The 25,634-nt window shown below is 73.0% G+C and carries 19 protein-coding genes, 1 tRNA gene and 2 pseudogenes; 11 read left to right on the top strand and 11 right to left on the bottom strand.

Going from position 1 to position 25,634, the window contains the following annotated elements:
• Nucleotides 1–184 precede the first annotated feature (184 nt).
• Both ACWGIF_RS03925 and ACWGIF_RS03920 read left to right on the top strand, forming a co-directional pair.
• On the top strand, nt 185–1,225 hold the full coding sequence (locus ACWGIF_RS03925; protein WP_453490842.1) for a bile acid:sodium symporter family protein: 1,041 nt from the start codon (nt 185–187) through the stop codon (nt 1,223–1,225).
• Nucleotides 1,226–1,234: 9 nt separating this feature from the next.
• Nucleotides 1,235–1,672: a (2Fe-2S) ferredoxin domain-containing protein gene (locus tag ACWGIF_RS03920; protein ID WP_453490614.1), complete on the top strand. Its 438-nt coding sequence runs from the start codon at nt 1,235–1,237 to the stop codon at nt 1,670–1,672.
• Here ACWGIF_RS03920 and fdhD read toward each other — a convergent pair.
• Nucleotides 1,662–2,489: a formate dehydrogenase accessory sulfurtransferase FdhD gene (gene fdhD, locus ACWGIF_RS03915; RefSeq protein WP_453490611.1), complete on the bottom strand. Its 828-nt coding sequence runs from the start codon at nt 2,487–2,489 to the stop codon at nt 1,662–1,664. The two genes, ACWGIF_RS03920 and fdhD, sit on opposite strands and share 11 nt — an antisense overlap.
• 205 nt (nt 2,490–2,694) lie before the next feature.
• Between fdhD and ACWGIF_RS03910 the strand changes: the two genes are divergently transcribed.
• On the top strand, nt 2,695–3,636 hold the full coding sequence (locus ACWGIF_RS03910; protein WP_453490608.1) for a beta-ketoacyl-ACP synthase III: 942 nt from the start codon (nt 2,695–2,697) through the stop codon (nt 3,634–3,636).
• Here the strand turns inward: ACWGIF_RS03910 and ACWGIF_RS03905 are convergent.
• Nucleotides 3,620–4,855 (bottom strand): low temperature requirement protein A, encoded by a 1,236-nt coding sequence (locus ACWGIF_RS03905; protein WP_453490605.1) that lies wholly within the window; start codon nt 4,853–4,855, stop codon nt 3,620–3,622. The genes ACWGIF_RS03910 and ACWGIF_RS03905 overlap by 17 nt on opposite strands.
• 288 nt (nt 4,856–5,143) lie before the next feature.
• On the opposite strand from ACWGIF_RS03905, the gene ACWGIF_RS03900 reads away from it, so the two are divergent.
• A tRNA-Leu gene (locus ACWGIF_RS03900) sits at nt 5,144–5,228 on the top strand.
• Nucleotides 5,229–5,826: 598 nt separating this feature from the next.
• Here the strand turns inward: ACWGIF_RS03900 and ACWGIF_RS03895 are convergent.
• Both ACWGIF_RS03895 and ACWGIF_RS03890 read right to left on the bottom strand, forming a co-directional pair.
• Nucleotides 5,827–6,570, bottom strand: a pseudogene (locus ACWGIF_RS03895) (IclR family transcriptional regulator domain-containing protein); the annotation flags it as partial.
• Nucleotides 6,571–7,361: 791 nt separating this feature from the next.
• Nucleotides 7,362–7,982: a sigma factor-like helix-turn-helix DNA-binding protein gene (locus tag ACWGIF_RS03890; protein ID WP_453490602.1), complete on the bottom strand. Its 621-nt coding sequence runs from the start codon at nt 7,980–7,982 to the stop codon at nt 7,362–7,364.
• Nucleotides 7,983–8,356: 374 nt separating this feature from the next.
• Here ACWGIF_RS03890 and metG point away from each other — a divergent pair, with 374 nt between their 5' ends.
• Both metG and ACWGIF_RS03880 read left to right on the top strand, forming a co-directional pair.
• Nucleotides 8,357–10,072 (top strand): methionine--tRNA ligase, encoded by a 1,716-nt coding sequence (metG, locus tag ACWGIF_RS03885; RefSeq protein ID WP_453490599.1) that lies wholly within the window; start codon nt 8,357–8,359, stop codon nt 10,070–10,072.
• A gap of 148 nt (nt 10,073–10,220) precedes the next feature.
• Nucleotides 10,221–11,510, top strand: coding sequence for a hypothetical protein (locus ACWGIF_RS03880; RefSeq protein WP_453490596.1), 1,290 nt, complete (start codon nt 10,221–10,223; stop codon nt 11,508–11,510).
• Between the two features lie 203 nt (nt 11,511–11,713).
• Here the strand turns inward: ACWGIF_RS03880 and ACWGIF_RS03875 are convergent, their stop codons facing one another.
• The 4 genes and pseudogenes from ACWGIF_RS03875 to ACWGIF_RS03860 form a co-directional block, all read right to left on the bottom strand.
• Nucleotides 11,714–12,511, bottom strand: a complete 798-nt coding sequence (locus ACWGIF_RS03875; RefSeq protein WP_453490594.1) for an inositol monophosphatase family protein — start codon at nt 12,509–12,511, stop codon at nt 11,714–11,716.
• A 106-nt stretch (nt 12,512–12,617) separates the two neighbouring features.
• A complete protein-coding gene (locus ACWGIF_RS03870) occupies nt 12,618–13,277 on the bottom strand; it encodes a response regulator (protein ID WP_453490591.1) in 660 nt (219 codons plus the stop codon).
• Nucleotides 13,265–14,512, bottom strand: a pseudogene (locus ACWGIF_RS03865) (sensor histidine kinase). Before ACWGIF_RS03865 ends, ACWGIF_RS03870 begins: the two are co-directional and overlap by 13 nt.
• A 197-nt stretch (nt 14,513–14,709) precedes the next feature.
• Entirely contained in the window at nt 14,710–16,467 is a 1,758-nt protein-coding gene (locus ACWGIF_RS03860) for a serine/threonine-protein kinase (RefSeq protein WP_453490588.1), read from the bottom strand.
• 169 nt (nt 16,468–16,636) lie between these two features.
• On the opposite strand from ACWGIF_RS03860, the gene ACWGIF_RS03855 reads away from it, so the two are divergent.
• Complete coding sequence (locus ACWGIF_RS03855; RefSeq protein ID WP_453490585.1) at nt 16,637–17,233, top strand: hypothetical protein; 597 nt, start codon at nt 16,637–16,639, stop codon at nt 17,231–17,233.
• Between the two features lie 126 nt (nt 17,234–17,359).
• Nucleotides 17,360–18,136: a bestrophin-like domain gene (locus ACWGIF_RS03850; RefSeq protein ID WP_453490582.1), complete on the top strand. Its 777-nt coding sequence runs from the start codon at nt 17,360–17,362 to the stop codon at nt 18,134–18,136.
• A gap of 97 nt (nt 18,137–18,233) precedes the next feature.
• On the opposite strand, the gene ACWGIF_RS03845 is transcribed toward ACWGIF_RS03850, so the two are convergent.
• From ACWGIF_RS03845 to ACWGIF_RS03835, 3 genes are all read right to left on the bottom strand, one after another.
• A complete protein-coding gene (locus tag ACWGIF_RS03845; protein ID WP_453490579.1) occupies nt 18,234–19,403 on the bottom strand; it encodes an MAB_1171c family putative transporter in 1,170 nt (389 codons plus the stop codon).
• On the bottom strand, nt 19,400–19,957 hold the full coding sequence (locus ACWGIF_RS03840) for a toxin-antitoxin system, toxin component (RefSeq protein WP_453490576.1): 558 nt from the start codon (nt 19,955–19,957) through the stop codon (nt 19,400–19,402). The genes ACWGIF_RS03845 and ACWGIF_RS03840 overlap by 4 nt, the downstream gene beginning before the upstream one ends.
• A 64-nt stretch (nt 19,958–20,021) precedes the next feature.
• Nucleotides 20,022–20,690, bottom strand: a complete 669-nt coding sequence (locus ACWGIF_RS03835; protein WP_453490573.1) for a helix-turn-helix domain-containing protein — start codon at nt 20,688–20,690, stop codon at nt 20,022–20,024.
• Between the two features lie 216 nt (nt 20,691–20,906).
• On the opposite strand from ACWGIF_RS03835, the gene ACWGIF_RS03830 reads away from it, so the two are divergent.
• From ACWGIF_RS03830 to ACWGIF_RS03820, 3 genes are all read left to right on the top strand, one after another.
• Nucleotides 20,907–21,896: a helix-turn-helix domain-containing protein gene (locus ACWGIF_RS03830; RefSeq protein ID WP_453490570.1), complete on the top strand. Its 990-nt coding sequence runs from the start codon at nt 20,907–20,909 to the stop codon at nt 21,894–21,896.
• Nucleotides 21,897–22,050: 154 nt separating this feature from the next.
• Complete coding sequence (locus ACWGIF_RS03825) at nt 22,051–23,406, top strand: 6-phospho-beta-glucosidase (RefSeq protein WP_453490567.1); 1,356 nt, start codon at nt 22,051–22,053, stop codon at nt 23,404–23,406.
• Nucleotides 23,407–23,542: 136 nt separating this feature from the next.
• Entirely contained in the window at nt 23,543–25,603 is a 2,061-nt protein-coding gene (locus tag ACWGIF_RS03820) for an MDR family MFS transporter (RefSeq protein ID WP_453490564.1), read from the top strand.
• Nucleotides 25,604–25,634 lie beyond the last annotated feature (31 nt).

The following is a 25,634-nucleotide window of genomic DNA, read 5'->3' as shown; positions in this document are numbered from 1 at the left end:
GCAGGTTTCCCGATCGCCGCTCCCGCCCCGACCATGGAGGGAGCACTCCCCGGGGGTAGCGGCCGCCACCCCACCACCCGCCCCGGCACCATGGCAGTGCCCGCCCCGGAAACGCCTGCGCCCCGCACCCCAGCCATCGCCTCACCCGCACCAGCCGTCCCGACAGCAAGTGAGCACCCCGCACATGCGCCGCCCGAACCTCTTCGCCCGGTTGCCCCTGGACCCGTACATCCTGGCCCTGCTCGGCACCGTCGGTCTCGCCGCCCTGCTCCCCGCCCGCGGCGCGGCCGCCACCTTCGCCGACGGCGCCTCCACCGCGGCCGTGGCCCTGCTCTTCTTCCTCTACGGCGCCCGGCTCTCCACCGGCGAGGCCCTCGAAGGGCTGCGCCACTGGCGGCTCCACCTCACGGTGCTCGCCTGTACCTTCCTGCTCTTCCCGCTCCTCGGCCTCGCCGCCCGCGGACTCGTCCCCGGCCTCCTCACGCCCCCGCTCTACGGCGGCCTGCTCTTCCTCTGTCTGGTCCCCTCGACCGTCCAGTCCTCCATCGCGTTCACCTCGATCGCCCGCGGCAACGTCCCCGCCGCGATCTGCGCCGGCTCCTTCTCCAGCCTGGCCGGCATCGTCCTCACCCCGCTCCTCGCCGCCACCCTGCTCGGCGCGGACGCGGGCGGCTTCTCCCCCGACTCCCTCTTCAAGATCACCCTCCAGCTCCTGCTGCCCTTCCTCCTCGGCCAGGCCCTGCGCCGCTGGATCGGCGGCTTCCTCGTCCGCCACAAGCAGGTCCTCGGCCATGTGGACCGCGGCTCCATCCTGCTCGTCGTGTACGCAGCCTTCAGCGCGGGCGTGGTCGCGGGGATCTGGCAGCAGGTGAGCGTCCCGCGCCTCGGCGCCCTGCTGCTGGTGGAGGCCGTACTCCTGGCCGTCATGCTCGTGGTCACCTGGTACGGAGCGGCGCGCCTCGGCTTCGGCCGCGAGGACCGCATCGCCATCCAGTTCGCCGGGTCGAAGAAGAGCCTGGCAGCCGGACTCCCCATGGCCAGCGTGCTGTTCGGAGCCCAGGCCGGCCTCGCCGTGCTCCCGCTGATGCTCTTTCACCAGATGCAGCTGATGATCTGCGCGGTCATCGCCCGCCGCCGCGCCCGGGATCCCGAGCCTCAACGCGCGGCAGACCATGTGGCGGAGGTCTCGCCCCCGGCCCAACACCCCGCCCCCCGGGGCCGTTAACGTGCGGTAGTGACCTGGATACGCCCGCTCGCCGCGCACGCCGAACGCCCCTGCACCCTGGTGGTCTGCCGCGGCTGCTGCTGCGGTGACGCCCGCAAGAACCCCGGCACGGACCACGACGGCCAACTCGCCCGGCTGCGCGAGGCCGCCGCCGCCTCCGGGGGCCGCCTGGCCGTCCGTACGAGCGACTGCCTCGGCCCGTGCGCCCAGGCCAACGTCATCGTGGTCCAGCCCACCAGCGAGGCCCGCCGCCGCGGCGCCCGCGCGGCATGGTTCGGCTGGGCCTTGGACGACACCGCGACCGACGAGATCATCGCCTGGGCCGCGACGGGCGGCCCGGGCAGCACCCCGATCCCGGCCACCCTGGATCTCCACCGCATCGACCCGCCGACCCCGAAACCGGCCGCCGAATCCACCCGCCGCGGCCGACGGAGGGCTAAAGGGTGATCCGCTCCTCACCCGCGTAGATGTTCATGTCCGGCCCCCGCAGGAAACCGACCAGCGTCATGCCCGACTCCAGCGCCAGGTCCACCGCAAGGGAGGACGGCGCGGAGACGGCCGCCAGCACCGGGATGCCCGCCATCACGGCCTTCTGCGCGAGTTCGAAGGAGGCCCGGCCCGACACCAGCAGGACCGCGCCCGTCAGCGGGAGCCGGCCGGCCTGGAACGCGCGGCCGACGATCTTGTCCACCGCGTTGTGCCGGCCCACGTCCTCCCGCAGGTCGAGCAGCTCGCCCTGCGCGGTGAACAGCCCGGCCGCGTGCAGGCCGCCCGTACGGTCGAAGACCTTCTGCGCCGCGCGCAGCCGGTCCGGGAGTTCGCAGAGGACCTCCACGGGTACCCGTACCGGATCGGCGGCGATTCCCGGGAAACGCGTCGCCGTGCGGACCGCGTCCAGGCTGGCCTTGCCGCACAGGCCGCAGGAGGAGGTGGTGTAGACGTTGCGCTCCAGCGTGATGTCCGGAACGGGCACCCCGGCGGCCAGCTGCACGTTGACCACGTTGTAGGTGTTGGAACCCTCCTCCGTCGCCCCCTCGCAGTAGGTGACGGCCTGGACGTCCGAAGCGGCGCCGAGCACCCCCTCGCTCACCAGGAAGCCCACCGCCAGGGCGAAGTCGTCGCCCGGCGTGCGCATCGTGATGGCCAGCGGTCTGCCGTTCAGCCGTATCTCCAGCGGCTCCTCGGCCACCAGCGTGTCCGGCCGGACGCCCGCCCCGCCGTTCCGGATCCGGACGACGCGACGGCGCTCGGTGACGCGTCCCATGGTGATCAGCCCACCCCTTCTGTTCTCGCCGGTATCCGACGAGGTCATTGTCCCGGTTCCGCTTCCTGCGGTGTCCCCGGCAGGAGGATCCTCGGGAATCTCCAAAATCCGGGGCCGGAATCCTGTCGGGTCACACGCACACGTACCCACCAGTAGCAGGCAAAGCTGGGTGATCCTGACTTCCGTACAAGGGGGGACCCCGCCCATGACCGGTTCACGCGTGGTGGCGCTAGGGCACTACCAGCCCGCGAAAGTGCTCACCAACGAGGACCTCGCGGCCATGGTGGACACCACCGACGAGTGGATCCGGTCCCGCGTCGGCATCCGCACCCGCCACATGGCGGGCCCGGACGAGCCGGTGGACGAGCTGGCCTACCAGGCGGCGGGCAAGGCGCTGGCCGGCGCCGGCCTGACCCCGGACGACATCGACCTGGTCCTGGTCGCCACCTCCACCGCGATCGACCGTTCGCCGAACATGGCGGCGCGCGTCGCCGCCAAGCTGGGCATGGGCGGCAGCCCCGCCGTGATGGACATCAACGTCGTCTGCTCGGGCTTCACCCACGCCCTGGCCACCGCCGACCACGCCATCCGGGCCGGCTCCGCCACCCGCGCCCTGGTCATCGGCGCCGACAAGATGACCGAGATCACCGACTGGAGCGACCGCTCCACCTGCGTGCTCACCGGAGACGGCGCGGGCGCCGCCGTCGTCGAGGCCTGCGAGGAGCCGGGCATCGGACCGGTTCTGTGGGGCTCGGTCCCCGAGATGGGCAACGCCGTCCGGATCGAGGGCTCTCCGCCGGTCTTCGCCCAGGAGGGCCAGTCCGTCTACCGCTGGACCACCAGCCGGCTCCCGCCGCTCGCCCGCAAGGTGTGCGAGAAGGCCGGAGTCACCCCGGAGGAACTGGCCGCGGTCGTCCTCCACCAGGCGAACCTGCGGATCATCGAGCCGCTCGCCGCCAAGATCGGCGCCGTCAACGCCGTGGTCGCCCGCGATGTCGTCGACTCCGGCAACACCTCGGCCGCCAGCATCCCGATGGCCCTGTCGAAGCTGGTCCAGCGCGGCGAGATCCCCTCGGGCGCCCCGGTCCTCCTCTTCGGCTTCGGCGGCAACCTCTCCTACGCGGGCCAGGTCATCCGCTGCCCGTGACGGAGGCCACGCCGGTTCCCTCCGCCCGTGCGGCGGGGGAGCGGTGGCCCTCGGCGACAAGTGCGCCGACCAGGACACACGCAAGGGCCACCAGCTGGCCGGCCCCCGTCCAGCCCAGGCCCACGGGGACGGTGGCGAGCGCGAGCACCAGAGCCGCCGCGCGGTACCGCCCCGGCCCGATGCCCAGCGCGGCGCGGAAGGCCAGGTCCCCCGCCAGGTAGAGGGCGACCCCGCCCGCCAGCGCGACCGCCGGGCCGGTGTGCAGGTGCTCGCCGAGGTGCCCGATGGTCTTCTTCACGCCCGCCGCGAAGACGGCGATGCCCAGGAGCATGGGCAGGAAGGCGTAGTAGTACGCGACCATCGCCAGCTTGAAACGCCGCTCCGGCGGGGTCTGCGCGAAGACCTCCTCGGCCCGGCCCTCGTCGCGCACGAAGTACATCCACCACATCGCGGAGGCGATCGTCAGGGCCAGGAAGGCCCCGCCCGCGATGCCGAAGGACAGGGGCAGCGAGCCCACCCCGATGCCGATCGCGATCACGGACTCGCCGAAGACGATGATCAGCAGCAGGCCGTGCCGCTCCACCAGGTGCGCTGCGTTCATTCCGCCCAGCTGGTCGCCGACCGTCTGCTCGGGCGCCTCGGACCGCTCGGCCCGATCCGACGGCTCGGGCCCTGCGGCCCCCGCGGCCCCCTCGGGCTCAGCCGCCCCGCTCGCCGCGACCCGCTGTACGACCACCGGCGTCAGGAACTGGAGCAGCAGCGCCAGCATCCACAGGCCCCAGGCCGGCAGCCCGTCGAAGAACCCGGCGGCCGTCACCGACAGCGCGCACAGGGCGTTGGGCAGCGCGAACCACAGCACCCCGCGCCCGTGCGCCTGGGTGAACAGCGCGCTGTGGACCAGGACGACCAGCAGGTACCCGAGGCCGAAGGCGATGCCGCCCGCCCCGAAAGCGGTGGGCACGGCCAGGGCGCACACCAGGAACGCCCCCATGGCCAGCATGAGCAGCACCCGCCGGACGGTCCGGTCCGGCGGCACCTGGTTGGTCAGGTGGGCGTAGCCCCCGTACATCCAGAACAGCACGGTGAAGATCAGCACCACCTGGCCCGCGCCCCGCAGGCTCAGGTCGTCTGCCAGAAGCACCGTCAACTGCGTGATGGTGAAGACGAAGACGAGGTCGAAGAACAGCTCCAGCGTGCTGACGCGGTGCTCGGTTTCCATGCGCGGCTCCCCCCGGATGTGTGCGCAGCCATCCGACCGCCCGGCGCTCCCCCTGTCCAGCCCGTATCAGGATCCGGAAGGACCGCGGGGGCGCGCGACGCCCCGTCGTACGGGGCCGCCCGACCGCCCGCACTATCGCGAGACGCCCCGTCTCGCTGCAGCCTCGGGGCATGCGTGCAGGTCAGCCCGGCGTGGCGGACGCCCGCCGCTCGGAAATGTGGTCGGAACCCCGCCGATCCTTTGCTATTGTTGTCCATGTCGCCGCGGGAAACCGGGGCTGACCACCTGGTCCGGGTGGCGGAATGGCAGACGCGCTAGCTTGAGGTGCTAGTGCCCTTTATCGGGCGTGGGGGTTCAAGTCCCCCCTCGGACACAAGCAAGAACCCCACTTCCGGTGGGGTTCTTTTGCGTTTAGGGACCGGGCTGCGCATCGACCCGGGCCGGTGGGGCGTCCGAGCCGGTAGCAGGGGTGCCTCCTTCCCGGCGGTCGCCATGAGGGTGCACGTCAGCGACGTGGGCAGCGGGCGCCCCGAGGGGAGGGTTCACGCCCCCGTCGGACACCGCGAGAACCCCACCCCCCCGTGTGCGGTTCCTCTGTTCTCCTCCTCGCCTTACCCGCCGCGCCCTTACGTGCCCAGGACCACCAGCCCCGTCGGGGTGGTCAGGCTGCCCGGGGTCACCGACGTGAAGGTGTGGGGGAGGGACAACCGGGGCCGGCCGGTGTCCGGGGCGGCTTCGAAGAGGTAGGCCGCGGCCGCCGTGGAGTCGCTGACCAGGTGCGGGCCGCCCGCCGTGGCCATGGCTCCGGTGAGCGGGGTGCGGAAGAGGCGCCGGAGGTGGCGCAGGGTCTCCGGGGTGACCGGGGCCTCCACGGGAAAGGGCCGCGCCGGGGGTTCGGGCCGGGGCTGCGGGTTCGGGGCCTCGGCGGGAGCGTCCGTCGCGGCTGCGGCGTCCGGGGGGATGGCGCCGGTCAGGAGCAGGGCCAGGAGGACCGGCACGGCCTTGCGGCGCAGGGCCTCGGTGGCCGCGCGCAGGCGGTGCGCATGGGTCGCGGGCAGGGAGAGCGCGAGGCTCCCGGCGGCCTCGCCGGTGGCGATCGGCACCGCCGCGCAGACGACGCCGGGGGAGTACTCGAGCAGGTCGAAGACGGGCGCGCCCGGGGCCACCGCGTCCAGCGCGGTGAACAGGGCCCGGCTGTCGGTGATGGTCTGCGGAGTGAGCCGGGCGGGCCGGTGCCGGGCCACGTGGTCGGCGCGGAGGTCGTGGTCGAGCTGGGTCAGCAGGCACTTGCCGACCGCGCTGGCGTGGGCGGCGGCCCGGAAGTCGACCCACTCCCGCACCGGCGGGGTCGCGGGCCCGTCCGCCATCTGCGTGATCCGCACCTCGCCCTCGGCGTATCGGCTGAGGTACACCGCGGCCCCCGCGCTGTCCCGGGCCAGGGCCAGGGTGCGCTGGAGCTGTCCCGCCAGGCCGTGGCCGCCGGGGGCGGCGAGCCGGTCCAGGGCGGGACCGCGCCCGTACACCCCCACGGCCGGGCGGTACGCGTACTCCTCCTCGCACAGCATCGACAGGAGGGGGCGCAGCCGCCCCTCGCCGAGGCCGGACTCCCGTGCGATCTGGGCCGTCCGGACCCCCAACGGGTGCTGCTCCAAGACCCGTACGACGGCCAGCGCGCGGCGCGCCTCCGCCAGGGCATCGCTCGTCCCGTCCTGCACGACGGTCCCGCGGGCCGCCGCCGTCAGCGCGGGGTGGCGCAGCGGTCCCGCGGCCGGCCGGGGCGCGGCCGCCGGCGCCGGGAGCGCCGCCACCGAAACCGTGACGGGGGGCGGCAGGAACACGGCCAGCACTCCGGACAGGCCGGGCCGGGGCAGCGGCACCGGGCCCAGATCGGGATCCTCCAGCTGGTCGACGTAGCGCAGGACGGCCGCCTGCGCGCACAGCCGGACCTCGCGCAGATCCCGTCGGCCGCTCGGCCGGAAGCCGCGCCGGCCCAGATCGCGAGCCCAGTGCCGGGCGTCGTGGTGCTCACCGCGCCGGGAATGGTCGAGGAACAGGCAGTACGCGGCGGCGGCGGTCCGCTGGCTTCCGGAACCGGCGGCGAACTGCCACCAGAAGCGGGCGCCTTCGCGCAGCCCCGCGAGGTGCAGCAGGCAGCCGAAGACCACGGCTCCGGCCAGGTCCGTGTGCCCGCACGCCAGGAAGGCGTCGAGGTGCGTCCCGGCCTTCGGCCCGCACACGGAGGCCAGGCAGACGGCCTTGAGGTCGCGCCGGGCCCGCTCGGCGTCGAGCGGGCAGTCCCGGGCGGGGTCGCTCCAGCCGAACGCCGACCGGCGCCGGGCGCGGTGGCCGGGGACCCGCGCGTGCGGCGTGGCGCGCAGCAGGCGGGCCTCGGCCGCCCCGAGGTCGTAGTAGCGGTATCGGTCGCGGACACCCGCCCGGGCGAGGAAGTCGGCCAGGGAGCGCGGGGTACCGTCTCGGTCCTGCCGCCCCTGCCGTTCGTGCCGGCTCATGAGCCGGCTGGTTCGGCTGAGGCGGCGGACGTGTCGAGCAGGCGGGCGAGCCGCCGGTGGGCCTGGCCGAGGTAGGAGCGGACCGTGGCCTCGTCGACGCCCATCACGGCGGCCGCCTCACCGGGGGTGCACTGGAGCCCGTATCGCAGGAGGACGGCGTCACGCTGCCGCTCGGCGAGCCGGGAGACGGCGGAGTAGAAGCGGATGGTGTCCGTCAGTACCTCGTACCGGTCGGCGTGGGCCTCCTCGAGGGCGGCCTCGAAGGCGCTGATGTCCATCGGCTCGGGCGGCTGCCGCCAGGGGTGGCGCCGGGCCTGCCGGTCGACCAGGCACTGCTTGAGCACGGTCCAGGCGTAGGCGTCCAGGCGGTCCATGTGGAGCATCCGGAGCCACTCGCCCATGATCGAGTCGAAGGCGGCGTCCACCGCTTCCTCCGCCGCCGCGTCGGAGCCCAGCTGCAGATACGCGAAGCGCATGTACGCGGGCCGCCGATTCGCGTGGAAGGCCCAGTACGACAGGCGCGCCGTCGGGTCCCACTGGCTCATGGGAGTCGGCCGTCGGCGCCGGCTCGGCAGTCCCACGGCCCCACCGGACTCCTCCAGTCCGCCATCGCTCACCGCTCCACCTCATCCCCTGTGCGCTGACAGGAAAGCAGCGCGGGCGCACTCGGAGGGCGTGGAGAAGAAACCTGGAAGCAATACGTCGGGGATGATCGCCCCGTGATCGATGTCGATCGCGCGAGGCTCCAGCCAGCACATATGCATATGCCTGCTGCCGGTGCCGCCCGCCCCGCCGGTCAAATTCGCCGTCGTCCGGCTGTACCATGGGCCCGATCGCGAGGGCCGTGACGGAGAGGTCACTGCCCTCGCTTTTGCGTTACGTCCCCCGGAACAAATGCGGCGCGTGGCCTTTCGCCGGTTCGATACGATGAACCGCACTCACAATCCGTCACGTCACGTGTAACCGCACAGAGGAAATGGAGCATCCGAGGATGGCTCGACACCTGATCACCAGCGCGCTTCCGTACATCAACGGGATCAAGCACCTGGGCAACATGGTCGGGTCGATGCTTCCGGCGGATGTGTACTCCCGGTACCTCCGCCAGCGCGGCCACGACGTCCTCTACATCTGCGCCACCGACGAGCACGGCACCCCGGCCGAGCTCGCCGCCAAGGAGGCCGGCCTCTCGGTCGCCGAGTTCTGCGCGCAGGCACACGACGCCCAGAAGGCGGTCTACGACGGCTTCGAGCTGTCCTTCGACTACTTCGGCCGCAGCTCCTCCGCGCAGAACCGCGAGATCACCCAGCACTTCGCGCGCAGGCTCCAGGAGAACGGCTTCATCGAGGAGCGCGCGATCCGGCAGGTCTACTCGCCGGTCGACGGCCGCTTCCTGCCGGACCGCTACGTCGAGGGCACCTGCCCGCACTGCGGCTATGACAAGGCCCGCGGCGACCAGTGCGAGAACTGCACCCGCGTCCTGGACCCCACGGACCTGATCGAGCCCCGCTCGGCCATCTCCGGCTCCACCGAGCTGGAGGTCCGCGAGACCAAGCACCTCTTCCTGCTGCAGTCCAAGCTCCAGCACGAGGTCGAGGCGTGGGTCTCCGAGCACGAGGCGGAGTGGCCGCAGCTGGCCTCCTCCATCGCCCGCAAGTGGCTGACCGAGGGCCTGCACGACCGCGCGATCACCCGCGACCTGGACTGGGGCGTCCCGGTCCCGGCCGACACCTGGCCCGAGCTGTCCGCCGAGGGCAAGGTCTTCTACGTCTGGTTCGACGCGCCGATCGAGTACATCGGCTCGACCAAGGAGTGGTCGGACCTCGACCCGGCGAACCGCGACTACAAGGCGTGGTGGTACGAGGCCGAGGACGTCCGCTACACCCAGTTCATGGCCAAGGACAACGTCCCGTTCCACACGGTGATGTTCCCCGCCACCGAACTGGCCACCCGCGAGCCGTGGAAGAAGGTCGACTACGTCAAGGCCTTCAACTGGCTGACGTATTACGGCGGCAAGTTCTCCACCTCGCAGAAGCGCGGCGTCTTCACCGACCAGGCACTGGAGATCCTCCCGGCCGACTTCTGGCGCTACTTCCTCATCGCCAACGCGCCTGAGTCCGACGACTCGTCCTTCACCTGGGAGCACTTCGCCGCCACGGTCAACAAGGACCTCGGCGGGACCCTCGGCAACTTCGTCAACCGCGTACTGACCTTCTCCCGCAAGAAGTTCGGCGACGAGGTCCCCGCCGGCAGCCCCGCCGGCGAGGCCGAGGCCAAGCTGGGTGAGCAGATCGCCGAGCTGCTGGCCGAGTACGAGGGCCACATGGAGTCCCTCCAGTACCGCAAGGCGGCGGCCGCCCTGCGCGCCCTGTGGTCGGCCGGCAACGCGTACCTGGACGAGAAGGCCCCCTGGCTGGAGGTCAAGACCGACCTGGAGGGTGCGGCGCTCACCCTGCGCACCGCGATGAACCTCATCCACCTCTACTCGGTGGTCTCCGAGCCGTTCATCCCGGCCTCGGCGCGCGCCATGCGCTCCTCTTTCGACCTCGCCGACGACACGGCCACGTGGGTCACCCCGGAGCAGGCCAGGTCTCTGGACGCGGTCCCGGCCGGTACGCCGTTCACCGTGCCGCCGGTGCTCTTCGCGCGGGTCACCGAGGAGGACCTGGAGTCCTACCGCGAGCGCTTCGGCGGTTCCCCGGAGGCCTGAGCCCCCGAGTGACCACTGGGTGAGGGGCGCGACCCGTCGGGGTCGCGCCCCTTTCGCATGCCTGCGGTGGGAGGTAGGGGAAACCCCACCGTGAACCGTCCATCTGGGTGGGCAGACCCGGGTGGGGCCGCGCGGCTGGAATGGGCCCATGCCCCCTTCCCGTACCGCCTGGTGGACCACCGGCTGGCTGCTCGCCGCCGCGTGGGCGCTGTCCTTTCCCCTTCTTTCCACGCTGGGGCCGCACCGGCTGTGGGGCTGGTGCGCGGCCGCCGGATACCTCGGGGCCGCCGGAGCCACCGCCGTCGGCCGCCGCCGGGCGGCGCTCGCCGCCGCGCTGCTGGGCGCCGTCGCCGTACCGCTCCTGTGGCTCGTCCTGACCGGGCAGGGGCAGCCGGAGGTGACGGCCATCGAACGCTCCGGGCGGCTCCTGCTGGAGTCCGGGCGCATCTACGTGGAACGGCCCGAGCGCGTCGAGGAGTACACCCCGTACTTGCCGGCCATGGCGCTGCTCGGTCTTCCGCGGGCGCTGCTCGGGGGAGACGCCGGGGGCGACGGCTGGGCGGTGCGGCTGCTGGGGGATGCCCGGATCTGGTGCGCGACGGCCTTGTTCGGCTGCCTGTGGGTGGCCCATCGGCTGGTCGGCGCGGACGCGGGGCCGGGCCGGCTGCGGGGTGCGCACGCGGGGCCGGGCCGGCTGCTGTGCCGGGCCGCGGGGCCGGGTCGGCAGCCGGGCGGGAAGGCGGGGCCGGGTCGGCTGCTGCCCGCCCTGGTGGCTTCGCCGGTGGTGGCCCTGCCCCTGGCGGTGAGCGGGGTCGACCTGCCGCTGGCCGGGCTCTGCTGCCTGGCTCTGGCCGCCGCCGTCACCGGGCGGGCCGGCCTGGCCGGGGCGGCCCTCGCCGGGGCGTGCGCGCTGAAGTGGACGGCGCTGCCCGCGGTGGCGGTCGCGGTGGCGCTGCTCGCGGCGGGCCGGGGCGGGCGGCCGGCGGTGCGCTGCGCCGTGACGGCGGCCGGCGGTACGGCCTTGCTGGTGCTGCCGGGCGTGCTGCTCCAGCCGGCGGAGCTGTGGCGCCAGGTGTTCGCCTTCCCCACCGGGCGGGCGGAGGTGCCGACCCCGGCGAGCAGTCCGCTGCCCGGACATCTGCTGGCCGAACTGGGCGCCTGGGGCTGGTATCCGACGACGGGCTTGCTGGCGGTGGGCGGCCTCGCGATGGCCCTCTCCCTGGTCGTGCGGCCGCCGCGCACGATGGTGGCCGCGGCCGACCGCCTGGCCCTCGGCCTCACGCTGGCCTTCCTCCTGGCTCCGGCGGGCCGCTTCGGCTACCTCGCCCTGCCGGTCCTGCTGGCGGTCTGGGCCCGCTCGACGGCGCCCCGTCGCGCCGCCTCCAGGATCGTGGCCCGCTCGGGCGCCCCCGGCCGCCATCCGGCACAGGCCCGGTAGGTCCGGGCGTGGCGCGTCCCCCGGACGGAGAACGCCCGGTGCGTCTGGGCGGCGCGAACGGTCCGGCCCCCGTGCGAAGCCCGCGAGCACCACTGGACGTACGTCGCGCAGGGGTACGGGGGCGGCCCTCCACGTAAACCCCGGGGGCGGCCCTCCACGTGGACCCCCGGGGGCAGGGCACGGGCCGATCGGCAAGACGGGCGTCAGCCTCGACCGCGGATCAGTGACATCAGGAGCCCGTGGGTCTCGGCGTCCGCGGCCGCGACGAGCCCGCGGCCCGCCGGCCCGATCGGAGCTCCGTCGATTCCGGTGACGACACAGCCGGAGGCCTGGCACAGAGCGATGCCTGCGGCGAAGTGCACGCTCTCGGTCAGGTCACCGCCATCGGTGACGTAGGCAGCGCGCTTGCCGGCGGCCACCCACGCCAGCGCCAGCGTGGTGGACACGACCCGCGGCCGGAACCGTTCGACGAACCCGGGGTGAGAGAGCAGGTCCACAGCCCGGAATCCGGGCGCATGAGGAAAGGGCGGATCCAGGTTCACGTCCACCAGCCGGGTGGCGGCCGTCGGCGCCAGCTGTGTGTCGCGCCCGTTGCGCCGAACCCACGCGGTCCCGCCGTCGGTGAAGAAGACCTCGTCGCTGAACGGATCGGCCACCGCGACCGGACCGTTGCGCAGTGCCACGTTCACGGCGACCAGCATGCTGCCGACCGCATAGTTGAGCGTGCCGCACAGGGGGTCCACCCACCACTGGCGCACCGCGTCGGCCGCACCCCGCCGCCCGCCCTCCTCACCGTGCACCGCGTCCTCGGGGCGCGCGGCACGGATGACGCCGAGGATCGCCTCCTCGGCGGCCACATCGGCGTCGGTGGCGAAGTCCCCGGCGCCCTTGTCGATGCGGGTGAGCCGCTGCCCGTACCTGGCCCGTACGGCCTCTGCGCTGGCACGCACCGCGGCTATCGCGACGTCGGCGTCGTCAAGCCTCGTATCTGAGTCGATCACGCAGTGCAGGGTAGCTGGACGGCGTACCCCGCCGTACACGGGTCCGCCCGACGGCCGCCACGCCTCCGCACGCGCTAACCCGGTTTGCATCCACAGGGTCACAGCTTCAGGCCGTGTCCAGGCCCCGCAGATGGGCGAGGACGGCCAGGACCCGGCGGTTGCCCTCGGTGGCGTCCAGGTCGAGCTTCATGAAGATGCTGGACGCGTGCTTGACGACGGCGGCCTCGGTGATGAACAACCGCCCGGCCAGAGCCTGGTTGTTGAGGCCAGAGGCCATCAGGGTCAGCACCTCCCGCTCGCGCGGGGTCAGCCGGGCCAGCGGCCGGTCCTGCGACTGCCGGCTGAGCAGGACCCTGACGACCTCGGGGTCGATGACGGTCTCGCCGTCGGCGACCCGCTGCAGGGCGTCGAGGAACTCGGCGACCTCGCCGACGCGGTCCTTGAGGAGATAGCCCAGCCCGGCCGCCGAGGCGCCGGTGAGCAGCTGCGTGGCGTAGGCCGTGGCGATGTACTGGGAGAGCACGAGCACGGGCAACGACCCGTCACGCGAGCGGAGTTCGAGCGCCGCCCGCAGACCCTCGTCGCGGAAGCCGGGCGGCATCCGTACATCGGTCACCACAGCGTCCGGCCGCTCCGCCTCCACCGCCCGCAGGAGTTCCCCGGCGGTGCCGACGGCGGCCAAAACCCGGTGGCCACCGCGGGTGAGGAGTTCCGTCAGCCCCGCGCGCAGCAACACGGAGTCCTCGGCGAGGATCAGCCGGAGCACGGCACCTCCACCCGCAGTTCGGTCGGTCCGCCCACCGGACTGGACACCACCAGCCTGCCCTTCAACATCGCCACCCTGTCCGCGAGTCCCGCCAGGCCCGCCCCCGCGCCGGGATCGGCGCCGCCGCGGCCGTCGTCGGTGACGGAGAGGGTGAGCCGGTCGCCCTCGACCCTACCGACGACGGCGACGCGCGAGGCGTCACTGTGCTTGGCAGCGTTGGCCAGTGCCTCGGTGACGGTGAAGTACGCGGTGATCTCCACGGATTCGGCCAGCCGGGGCACGTCGAGGTCCACGGTCACCGGTACGGGATGGCGCAGGGCCACCTCGGCGACGGCCGCTGCGAGCCCGTGGTCGGTGAGAACCTGCGGATGGATTCCCCGTACGAGGTCGCGCAGTTGCTCCAGGGCCACCTTGGCCTCGCTGCGGCCCCGGGCCACCAGCCCGGCCGCTGCGGCGGCCTGCGCAATCCCCCGCAGCTCCAGCTCGGCGAGGCCCAGGGTCATGCTGAGGGCGACCAGCTGCTGCTGGGCTCCGTCGTGCAGGTCCCGCTCGATGCGCCGTCGTTCGGCCTCGAAGGCGTCGACGAGGCGGACCCGCGAGCGGGTGAGCTCCAGGACCCGGTCGGTCTCCCGGCGCGGCCCGATGAGCAGGCGGGCGGTCCGCACCTGGGCCCCCGCGAGCAGGGCGCCCGCGTAGGCCGCCGCGACCATCCCGGCCAGTCCGGCCGCCGTGCCGGCCAGGGCCTCCAGAGGCCCGGAGACGGGCCGGCCGGGGATCAGCATCACGTGGTCCGGGGCGATGGCCCAGACGATGACGGGGGTCGCGACGAGGATCAGGGAGAACGCCAGCAGCGTGACGACGGCGAACCCGGCCGCCCCGAAGGCCGGCCCGAGCAGGGCGGCGTAGCCGAACTCCCGCTACGTGGCCCGCTCGCGCAGGCGCGTCCGCAACCAGGCCGCGGGGCCGGCCCCGGCGAGCGAGGTGTGCGGATCCGCCACGCGTACGGGCTCCACACAGCGCAGCCGCCACCGCTCCAGCCTTCCCAGCGGCACCCCGGCGACGACGGCGCACAGCAGGAGCAGCAGCCCGATCCCGGCCACCGCCAGCACCACCCCCAGGCCGACGAGCAGCCCGAGGACCACCAGTACCGGATATCCGACGAGGAAGCCGCTGCCCAGGTAAGCCCAGCACCGCCAGGGCCACCACGAGCCCAGGAACCGCAGCGGCCGTCGCATCGCCGCCCGGACGGCGACGGGCTGCTCGCAGGCCGGTTCGAGGAGGGGGACGGAGTCGGACATGTGTCCCCAGTCCAGAGGGTGTCGAGCGGCTGACGGGACATCAGGTGTTCGACCCGGCGTACCGCCGACGCGGGAGCGCTCGTGGCGTGCCTGGACGAGCACAGGGTGAAGCGCCGCCCGTGGGCGGCGGCGTTTCAGCCGCCGGTGCGGGTGAAGGTCCGGACCGCGGTGTCGAAGTAACCGCGGGCCTCGCCGGTCCGCCCCACCGGTGCGGACACCCACACGTCGTACAGCCGGCCGCCCTCCTCCCAGCACAGGTCGCGGGTGTGCCGGGGGCCCTCGGCCTCCGAGAAGCCCTTCCAGGTGAACAGCCAGAGGGCGGCGTCGTGACCGTTGTGGGTGGCGGCCACGACCTCGGCGTCCCGGTACCCCGGGTTGTTCGCCGGCCCCTTGGCATGGGCCCGCTGGTGCACGGCGAGCGGACCGCCCGACTCCGCGTCCGCCACCTTGATGCCGATGCGGAAGGTCTCACCGGGCGACATGTAGAAGATCCGCGGACCGTCGAGCCTGCGCGTGAAGCCGAGGGGGACGGCGAGCGAGAAGCCCGCCGGGTCCTCGACGACCTGGTATCCGGCGGGGACGGCCTTGCCGTCCGACGAGGGGGGGACCATCTGCGGCGCCGACGGGCTCACCGTCGGCTGGAGCTGCTCGCGCGGGATGCCGGGGCCGGGCGTGGGAGGAGTGGACGAGGGGGCCGGGGTGGGCGCGGCGCCGTTCACGCCCGTCGGCGTGGTCCGGGCGCCGGCCGCTCCGCTGGTGGACGACGCCTGCCCCCGGCGTTCGTCGTCGTTCATCAGCAGCGCGGCGGCGGACACGCCCGCCCCGGCGATTGCGGCCACCAGCAGGCCGGCGATCAGCGAGACTCCCGGCCGCCGCTTCCCGGGTGCCCGGTCCGTAGGGGGCACGGGCGTCGGCGCGGGCGTCGGCACGGGGGCAGGTGCCGGGCCGGATACGGGCGCCGACGTGGGTGTGCGGACGGATGCGGGCGCCGGCCCGGACTCGGACGGCCGGGTCGCGCTGCGCTGCGTCGGCGCGTACCGCGTCGGCGGGTACTGCGGCGCCGTGTCCGCGAACGCCCGCAGCATCTGCTCCGCCTCCTCCGCGCCGAGCCGCTCGGCGGGATCGCGCTCCAGCAGTCCCCGCACGACGGGCAGCAGCGGGCCGCACGCCGCGGGCGGCCGGATCTCGTCGAAGACCACCGCGTGCAGGATGCCTCCCAGCGAATCCCGCCGGAAGGGCGTCGTGCCGCTGACGGCCGCGCACAGCAGCGCGCCCAGCGACCACAGGTCGGACTCGGGACCGACCGGCGTCTGCGCCGACATCCGTTCGGGCGCGGTGTACTCGGGGGACCCGACGAAGGCACCCGTCGAGGTCAGCGTCGTCGCGCCGGCCACCTGCGCGATCCCGAAGTCCGTGAGGACGGGCCGGCCGCCCGGAGCCTCCAGGAGGACGTTCGCCGGCTTGATGTCCCGGTGCAGCACGCCGGCCGTGTGCGCCGTACGCAGCGCGCCGAGCAGGGCGATCCCGATGCGGGCCGCCTCCGCGGGGTCGACCGGCCCGGTGCGGGCGAGCCGGTCGGCGAGCGATCCGCCTTCGACCAGCTCCATGACGATGTACGGGAGTTCGCGATCCTCGACGATGTCGTGCACCACGATGATGTGCGGGTGCTTGAGCTGCGCGGCCGCGCGGGCCTCGCGGAGCGTGCGCTCACGCTGGAGCAGGGCGTCGTCCGCGGACAGCGCGGGGTCGAGCGCCACTTCCTTGACGGCGACGCTCCGGCCGAGCAGCTGGTCGCAGGCACGCCACACGACGCCCATGCCGCCGCGCCCGAGCTTGGCGTCCAGCCGGTAACGCCCCGCGATCAGCCGGGCGTTCTCCCCCTCGGTCCCCATGGCGCCATCATGCCGCATCGAAGTACACGGCGTGGCCGGCCGAAGCCCGAGCGGGTGACCCGCACCCCCGCGCCGGATATCCGGGCCGACGGCCGCGTGTCGAAGCCGGGCCTTGATCGTTTCTTCTGCGGTAGCCCTTACATCTGCTGCGGAATCGGGAGGACGCGCGGTGGCCGCTTGGCAGTACTTCGCCGGGGCGGGTCTGGTGGCGGCGCTCTGCCCGCTGCACGGCCACGTGGCGGTTGCGGGCGACGGCCACGGCCGCGGAGCCCGTGTCGACGTGTGCGTTCCGGGCGGGCAGCCCAAGGGGCCCGACGTACGGCCTTCCGGGCGGCCCTCCGTCCGCGCGGCCGTGCCCGGCACGGACCGGCCGACCGTGCGCCATCCGGGGCGGGCCCCCGGGCCGGCCGCCGTCGCCGAGCGACCCGCACGGCCCGCCGTGGCCGTGCCGCCCGGGCAGCCGGAGCCGCCGAGTGCCGCGGCGGCGCCTTCCGCGCAGCCCCTGCCCGGGGAGCCGGAGCCGCCGCAGCCCTCGCCGGGTCCGGGCGACGAGAGCGGACCGGCGCCGGCCGCCGCACCCGCCCCGCCCCGGCCCAGGGCCACCGCCGCGCGCGCGAGCGCCTTCCATGTGCGTCCGTACCGCTCGGTGGCCCTGGAGCGGCGCGGCCCGGGGGGCATGTCCACCGTGATGCTCATGGTCGTCGTCACCACCCCGGCCGTTCTCGCCGCCGCGGCTCTGCGCCCGCGTTCCAAGAGCCGCAGCTGACCGCCGCGTACCGGCCGACCGCTCGCAGGTCGTCCGTAGCCCGTCGGTGGCCCGGCCGCAGTCCGCCCGCATCCCGTCCGCTGTCCGTCCGCAGTCCATCCACCGATCCACACCGGGAGAACCCACGTGTCCGAATGGCTGGTCCTGGCCATCGCCATGGTGCTCGTCTGCGCCCTCGTCCTCGCCATCACCGCGATCCGGCACCGCCGGGCCGCGGACGACGAGGACACCAGCGAAACCCCCGATGTCATCGAGTACATGACGATGATGGTGGGCGTGGTCTACGCGATCGTGCTGGGTCTGGCCATCGCCGGCGTCTGGGAGGCGCGCGGCGCCGCCGAGGACAGCGTGCGCCGCGAGGCCCAGGCGCTGTACGAGGTCACCCAGCGCGCCGACGTCTATCCGGCGGCGGTCCGCGACCGGATCCGCGGCGAGGTGGACGCGTACGTCTCCCACACCGTCGCCGTGGACTGGCCGCTGATGACCTCCGGCGAGAGCGCGTCGGCCAAGGGCGCCCAGCTGCTGGGCAAACTGCGCAGCGACGTCACCCACCAGAGCCCGGCCACCGAGCTCCAGGCGCAGGCTTACCAGCCGCTGCTGGACCACATCGCCGCCGCCGACGACGCCCGCCACTCGCGGACCCAGAGCTCCGAGTCCACGCTGCCGGGCGTGGTGTGGTTCGGGCTGCTGGTCGGCGGGGTGGTCACCGTCGGGCTGATCTTCACCTTGCAGATCCGCCGCTCCGGGCGGGAGCTGCTGCTCGCCGGACTGTTCAGCGCGCTGATCGTGTTCCTGCTCTTCATGGTGTGGAGCTTCGACGCGCCTTACGGGAGGGACGGGATCGACTCGGCCGGCCCGTTCCAGGACCTGTTCCCGGCGACGGCGGTGGCCGCCGCCCGCTGAGCCCCGCCGCCCGCCGACGCGCGCCCTTGGCGCCGACGGACACCGCCTGCAGAGCGGCCCACCGACACCGCCGGGGTCGTCGGCCGGACGGCCTTCACTACACGGCCACCTGCCGGCGGACCGCCTGCACCAGCGGCGAGTGCCGCAGGGCGTCGGAGATGCGCAGGAGATCGCGCGGACCGTCGGCGGTGTCGAGCAGGGTCTCCTCGTCCTCCCCGATGATCTTGCCCTCGGGGTCCGCGGAGCGGGCCTGCACGGCGGCCGCGACCATGGCGGCGTCGGCGACCGCGCGGGCGATCTCCTCGTCGGCCCCCTCGGCGACGGCGCTCTCGTAGGCGCCGTCGCGCAGGTCCTTGTCGAAGTACGGGCCCAGATGCAGGAAGCCGTCGTGGATGTCCGACTCCCGCTGGATCACCCGCAGCTCCGCCGCGGACCACCAGGCCATCTGGACGGAGGGCGTGCCGCTGGGCGCCGAGATCTGCACCTCCTGCCAGAGCGCGCCGAGCCGGCGGTACGTCGCCCAGGTCTGCCAGTGGTCCGACAGACGCTGGCAGACCAGCGGGACCACGAAGCCCATCGCACTGATCAGCGCACCCAGGGCGGCGAGCGGGGGAGCGACGTACGTGCTCAGGTCGTCGAGGTTGTGGCCGAGCCAGCGAGCCACGACCGCCGAGATCTTGGTGGCGTCGTAGGTGAGGTTGAAGACGTAGCCGGCGACGATGATCACCAGGCCGACCCGCAGCCAGCCGCGCACCTGCAGCGACCAGCGCCAGCACAGGACCACCATCACCACCGCGGCGACGTGGTGCGCCAGCAGGTACAGAGCGATCATCTGGCCGATGTAGGGCGTGTTGGCGTAGAAGGTGTCGAAGTCGCGCAGGCGCTCCACCGGCGTCTCACCGAGGGCGAACAGCACGATCAGGACCACGATCACGGCGCTGTAGCCCAGGATCCAGCGACGCGAGACGCGTCGGGTCTGTTCGGGCGGTCCGCCCCGCCAGTTGACCATCAGGACCAGGCAGGAGGCGCTGAAGCCGGTGATCAGGCAGTACACCAGGGGGGCCGAGACGTTGACGATCCCGGTCCAGCGGTTGACCGCCGCGATGGTGGGCGGGGCGGCGAAGAAGAAGACCGCTCCCGCCAGGGTCAGCAGGGCGACGACCGACCGCAGGAGCGGGTCGCGCCAGTTGTGCCGCAGGGCCGGCAGTTTGAAGGCGAGCGAGATCGCCATCGCGGCCGCCGGTATGTAGTAATCCTCGCCGTTCAACGGTCTTTCCTGTGCCCCCGGTAGCCCAGCGAGGCCTCGATCCGGCCCGCCAGTTGGTCGCGCTGGACCGGAGGCCGGTGGCTCGCCGATCCGGCCAGCCAGTTCCGGCACCGGCTGCCCAGCAGTAAGCCGAAGGTCTCGGCCTCGGTCTCCTCCTGCACGTCGGCGCGCGTGCGCGCGGCGACCCGGCGGACCGTCTCGCCGATGTCGGCTTCGTCGGACAGCAGCCGCGCGGCGACGGCGGCGCCGTCGACGTGGTGGCTGCAGTGGCCGGCCTTCATGTGCCACAACTCGTGCCCGAGGATCACCAGTTGGTGGTCGGGTGCCGTGCGTTCCTCGATGACCACGAGATCGCGGTCCGCCATGTCGAGCCACAGGCCGCTGGCCGTCCGCGGGGGGAACGACGCCATCCGGAAGTCCACCCGGCGGCCGCGGTGTCTGCTCATGCCCTCGCAGAGGGCAGCGTAGAGGTCCACGGGTTCCACGGGCGCGGTCAGCCGGATGCCGGCCACCAGCTCCCCGCACAACCGCCGCTGCTCTCTGCCTATGCTCACCGTTCTCCCCGTCGGCGCGGATCCGGATCAGGACTCAAGGATCAGACCCAGACTTTCGACTGGGTCAGGATTCGTTCGGTTTTACGCTTTCGAGGAGCATGTCCAGCCATTCGGTCACCTTGTCCCGGTGCTTGTCGCTGGGCAGTTGGGCGGCGCGCCATGCGATGCCGCGTACACCGTGGTTCTGGAGGAGTCTTGCCAGCGGATCGCCCGCTGATGCGGCCGAGGCCGGTACGGTTTCCCGCGCGCGTCCCGCGAAGTCCTGGAGCAGCTGTTGCTCGGTCCGCTGGAGCGCGTCGGTGAGGGCGTCGGAGTCGTGCGCCGTCAGGAAGCCGGCGTGGACCCCGAAGAAGCGCTGGATCGCGTCGCAGTGCTCCATGGTGGGGCGGCGGTCGCCGTTGATCAGGGCCCCGGCCTGCTGGCGCGACATGCCGGCGCCGTCCGCGATCTCCTGCTGCGTGTAGCGGCGGCCGTTCGGTTTGACGCGGGTGCGCCGGAGCAGGTCGAGCCGCTGGAGGAACCGGGTCTGCAGATCGGGTTCGCCGGCCGGCCTGCCGTCGAGCAGGGTCCTGACCACGTCCGCGGGCACGCCGGAGGCCTCGGAGAGCCGCCGCAGGTCGAAGACCTGGTTCAGGTCGCGGCCCATCTTGCCCGCGAGTTCGGCGACACGCGTGATGGTGGCTGCCAGGGGTGCGCTGGCCACCGCGACGGGAGCCGGGAAGCCGTCTGTCACCAGTGGTTCTCCTAGATCGCGCGAAGTCGGTACGGCACATGGTCGGCTTCTGGAATCTAGCCGCTCTCGCCCGTAAGGGCTAGAACGTGCCACAGCTGTGGCGGGAATGAGCTGTCAAGAGGCTGGAATTGCCACAATAGTTGACACTCGAATGAAGTCGGTAGCAGGATCGCCACACGGAAATGAAGATCCAGACCGGAGGAGGGGGAGCTCTCGGTGCCACATCTCGCAGCGGTGGGCCCGTCCGATGGCCTCGCCCGAGCCGGTGAGGAGCGCTTGGCGGGCGAGGAGTCCGCACGCGGCGCCGTGCGGTCGGAGCGACGCAAGGAGATTTTGCGCCAGCGCCGCGAGGAGCTGGGCCTGAGCCAGGAAGACCTCGCCGCCCGCCTCCGCATCAGCGTGCGCGCGTACGGGAACTGGGAACGGGGCCTGGTCAAGGAGTGGACTGACCGCAAACTGCTCGCCCTGGCCGAGGCCTTGGAGATGAGCGAGCGGCAGTGCTTCTGGCTCTTCCGCGTCATGGTCGACCGCGACCCTCCGCCCACGTGGCGGGCCGCCGAGGAGAACCGGCTCCCCGAGGACCCCGCGCAGCGCGACTACCTGTGCGACTACGCGGCGCTCATGGAGTCCGTGCCCTACCCGAGCTTCCTGGTGGACCACCGCTGGGACGTCGCGCTCACCAACTCGGCCTTCGACCAGCTCTTCCAGTCCGTACGGCCGCACCCGACGGCCCTGCCGGACGACAACTTCCTGCGCTTCGTGCTGTTCCACCCGGACGCGGCGGCCGTGCTGGAGGACCACGAACCGGCCTGGTGCGTCCCGCTGCTGGCCCGGTTCGCCGCCGCGGTGGCCGCGTTCCCGGAGGACGAGGGTCTGCGCAGCATCCGCCAGGAGGTGGCCCGTGACCCGTTCATGGAGGCGGCCTACCGGTACGGGGTGCCGCACTGGCTCAGCACGCACGGGGCCGGCGCCGCCGAGATGGACGGGGCCGTGCGCACCGTACGCCACCCCGACCCGCGACGGGGGCTGGTGCGCTGCCGGATGGTGGCCGAGAGCAGTCGGATGCTGGACGCGATGGGGCTGACCCGGATCACCCTGATCCTCTCGGCGCCGCAGGGCGCGCCGGTGGGCCCCGTCCGGGGCGGCGGCGCGATCACGCACCACCAGGGCGCCAGGCTGCGCGCCGTGCCGTCGCTGGGGGAGTGACCGCCCGGGGCAGACTGGTGCCGGCGGACGCGTGCCGCGGCTCGGGTGTCACCGATCGTGTCATCGATCGGGGCATGACGGCGCACGGGTGACGGCACGGGCAACGGTACGGGCGCCGGCAACGGCACCTGCACGGGCGAAGGGCGGTAAGGGCGTGCAGCTGACGATCCTCGGCGGAGGCGGCTTCCGGGTTCCGCTCGTGTACGGAGCCCTGCTCGGCGACCACGCCGAGGGCCGGGTCTGCGAAGTCACGCTCTACGACGACGACCCGGCGAGGCTCCACGCCATGGCCCGCGTGCTCCGGGACCAGGCTGTGGCCGCCGCGGCGCCCGACGCCCCGGCCGTCACGGTCACCGGGGACCTGGACGAAGCCCTGCGCGGGGCCGACTTCGTCTTCTCCGCCCTTCGTGTCGGCGGCCTGGAGGGGCGCGCCGCGGACGAGCGGATCGCCCTGGCCGAAGGCGTGCTGGGCCAGGAGACGGTGGGCGCGGGCGGGATCGCGTACGGCCTGCGGACCGTGCCCGTAGCGCGTGAGATCGCGCGCAGGATCGCGCGCGTCGCACCCGAGGCGTGGGTCATCAACTTCACCAACCCGGCCGGACTGGTCACCGAGGCCATGGCCGAGGAACTCGGCGAGCGGGTGATCGGCATCTGCGACTCCCCCGTGGGGCTCGGCCGGCGCATCGCGCGACTGCTGGGCGCCCGGCCGGAGGAGGCCTGGATCGACTACGTCGGCCTCAATCACCTGGGCTGGGTGCGCGGACTGCGGATCGGCGGCCGCGACGAACTGCCCCGGCTGCTGGCCGACACCGAGGCACTGGAGTCATTCGAGGAGGGCCGGCTCTTCGGGGCCGAGTGGCTGCGCTCGCTCGGCGCGATCCCCAACGAGTACCTGCACTACTACTACTTCAACCGTGACACCGTACGGGCGTACCAGGAGGCCGTGCAGACCCGCGGGGCCTTCCTGCGCGACCAGCAGCGCGGCTTCTACGCCGAGGCCGGGCGGGCCGGGCAGCCGGCCGGGGCGGCGCTGGCCGCCTGGGACCGGACCCGGGCCGAGCGCGAGGCCACGTACATGGCCGAAAACAGAGAGGCGGCCGGCGTCGGCGAGCGCGACGAGAGCGACCTGGAATCCGGGGGCTACGAGAAGGTCGCGCTCGCGCTGATGCGGGCCATCGCGCGCGACGAGCGGGCCACGCTGATCCTGAACGTACCCAACCGCTCGACGCTGTCCGTCCTCGACGCCGAGGCGGTCGTAGAGGTGCCCTGCCTGGTCGACGCGAACGGCGCCCACCCGGTGGGCGTCGCGCCGCTGCCGCTGCACGCGGTGGGGCTGGTGACGGCGGTCAAGGCGGTCGAGCGGGAGGTACTGGCGGCAGCCGCGAGCGGGTCGCGGGCGGCCGCCGTCAAGGCGTTCGCGCTGCATCCGCTGGTGGATTCCGTGAGCGTGGCGCGGCGGCTGCTCGACGGGTATGCGGCGGAGCACCCCGGGCTGGCCTACCTGCGCTGACATCCGGGGACCGGCGTCCTCCTCCCCGGCCGAGGTTTCCCCCGGTCCGGCCCGCGATTGCGCTGCCCGGCGCGCAGCTCCTCCGTCCGGCCCAGCGCCGCATGCGGTGCGGCGGGGGCGCTGTGACAGTGCGAGGGTGACCACTGCCCCCGACGTCGCCGCCGCGCCACCCGTGATCGACCGGCGACGGCGCAACGTCATCTTCGGCACGATCATGCTGGGCGTGCTGCTCGCGGCACTCGACCAGACGATCGTCGGGACCGCGCTGCCCACCATCGTGGCGGACCTGGGCGGCGGGGACCACATGGCGTGGGTGGTGACCTCCTACCTCCTCGCGGAGACCGTGGCGACGGTGCTGGTGGGCAAGTTCGGCGACCTCTTCGGCCGGAAACTGATCTTTCAGATCTCCGCCGTCGTCTTCATCAGTGGCTCGTTCCTGTGCGGTCTGGCCGGCAACATGACGTTCCTGATCGTGTGGCGCGGTGTCCAGGGCGTCGGAGCGGGCGGCCTGATGGTCACCGCGATGGCGCTGATCGCCGATGTGGTGCCCCTGCGCGAACGCGGCAAGTACCAGGGCATGATCGGCGCCGTCTTCGGCGTCGCCACCGTGATCGGACCGCTGCTCGGCGGGTTCTTCACGGACCAGCTCAGCTGGCGGTGGTGCTTCTACGTCAACGTCCCCATCGCGATCCTCGTCGTCGTCGCGGCCGCCCGGACGATCCCGGCGGTACGGGCCACGGGCAAGCCGGTCATCGACTACCTGGGCATCGCCCTGGTGGCCATCGGGTCGAGCGCGCTGATCCTGGCCACCAGCTGGGGAGGGAACGAGTACGCGTGGACCTCGCCCGTGATCGTCGGCCTGTTCGCGGGCGGCGCGGGCGCGCTGACCCTGTTCTGCCTGGCCGAGACGCGGGCCGTGGAACCGATGCTGCCGATGCGGCTGTTCCGCATTCCGGTCTTCTCGGTGTGCTCCGTCCTGAGCTTCGTCGTCGGGTTCGCGATGCTCGGCGCGCTGACCTTCCTGCCGACCTACCTCCAGTACGTCGACGGGGACTCCGCCACGATCTCGGGCGTCCGGACCCTGCCCATGGTCTTCGGGCTGCTGATCGCCTCCGTCTTCAGCGGCAACGCCACCAGCAAGACCGGCCGGTACCGGATCTTTCCGATCGTCGGATGCGCGGTCATGGCACTCGGCCTGTACCTGCTGTCGCTCATGGGGCCGGGGACCAGCACCTGGCTGGAGTCGCTGTACATGTTCGTGCTCGGCACGGGCATCGGCCTGTCGATGCAGGTGCTGACGATCGCCGTGCAGAACACCGTCGACTACGCCGACCTGGGCACGGCCACCTCCGGAGTCACGTTCTTCCGTACGCTGGGCAGCGCCTTCGGGACGGCGGTCTTCGGAACGATCTACGCGAACCATCTGGGGCCCGAACTGGAGGCCGGGGTCACGGAGGCGGCGCGGCTCACGGGAGCGGATCCGGAGCAGCTGGCCAGGGCCGCGTCGAGTCCGGAGGGGGTGCACGGGCTCGATCCGGGGGCCGCGGGACCGGTGATCGACGCGTACGCGCAGGCCCTGCAGGCGGTGTTCCTCTGGGGCGTGCCGATGGCGGTGTTCGGGTTCGTCGTCGCGCTCTTCCTCAAGCAGGTCAAGCTGCGCGACAGCGCCCGGGCCGGGTCCACGGACATGGGCGACGGCTTCGGCTCTCCGGCCACGGCCTCCGGGGACTCGGCGAAGCTGCTGGAGCTGGCGGTCGGCAAACTCGTGCGGAACATGGGGCCGGACACGGCGCGCGCGATCGTCGAGGCCTCCGACACCCGGCTGGACATGGCGGGAGCGTGGGCGGTGATGCACGTGGAATTGATGACCCGGACGGTCGGTCACGCCAGCATCGGGCTGATCGCCGGACGCCGGTCGCTGCCGCCCGAGGTACTGCTCCCGGTCTTCGACCGGATGATCGAGGAGGGCTTCCTCAGTCGCGAGGGCAGCTTCTTCACCCTCACCCGGGCCGGGGAGCGGGAGGCCGGCGTCATCTCGGCCGCCTGGGCCACATGGCTCGGCGACCAGCTGGAGAAGGACCGGGGGCGGCCGCGGAGCGCCGAACTGCGGGTGGCGGCGGACGCGATCGCCAAGCGGCTGCTGGCCGAGGACCTGGGTGAGGGGAACTTCGCGCCGAGGCTGGTGGTACGGAGGTAGGGCGGGTCGAGCCCGGCCCGTCCTGCGCGAC

The organism is Streptomyces sp. NPDC054849, assembly GCF_053610945.1.
This window is presented reverse-complemented; position numbering and strand designations above follow the sequence as displayed.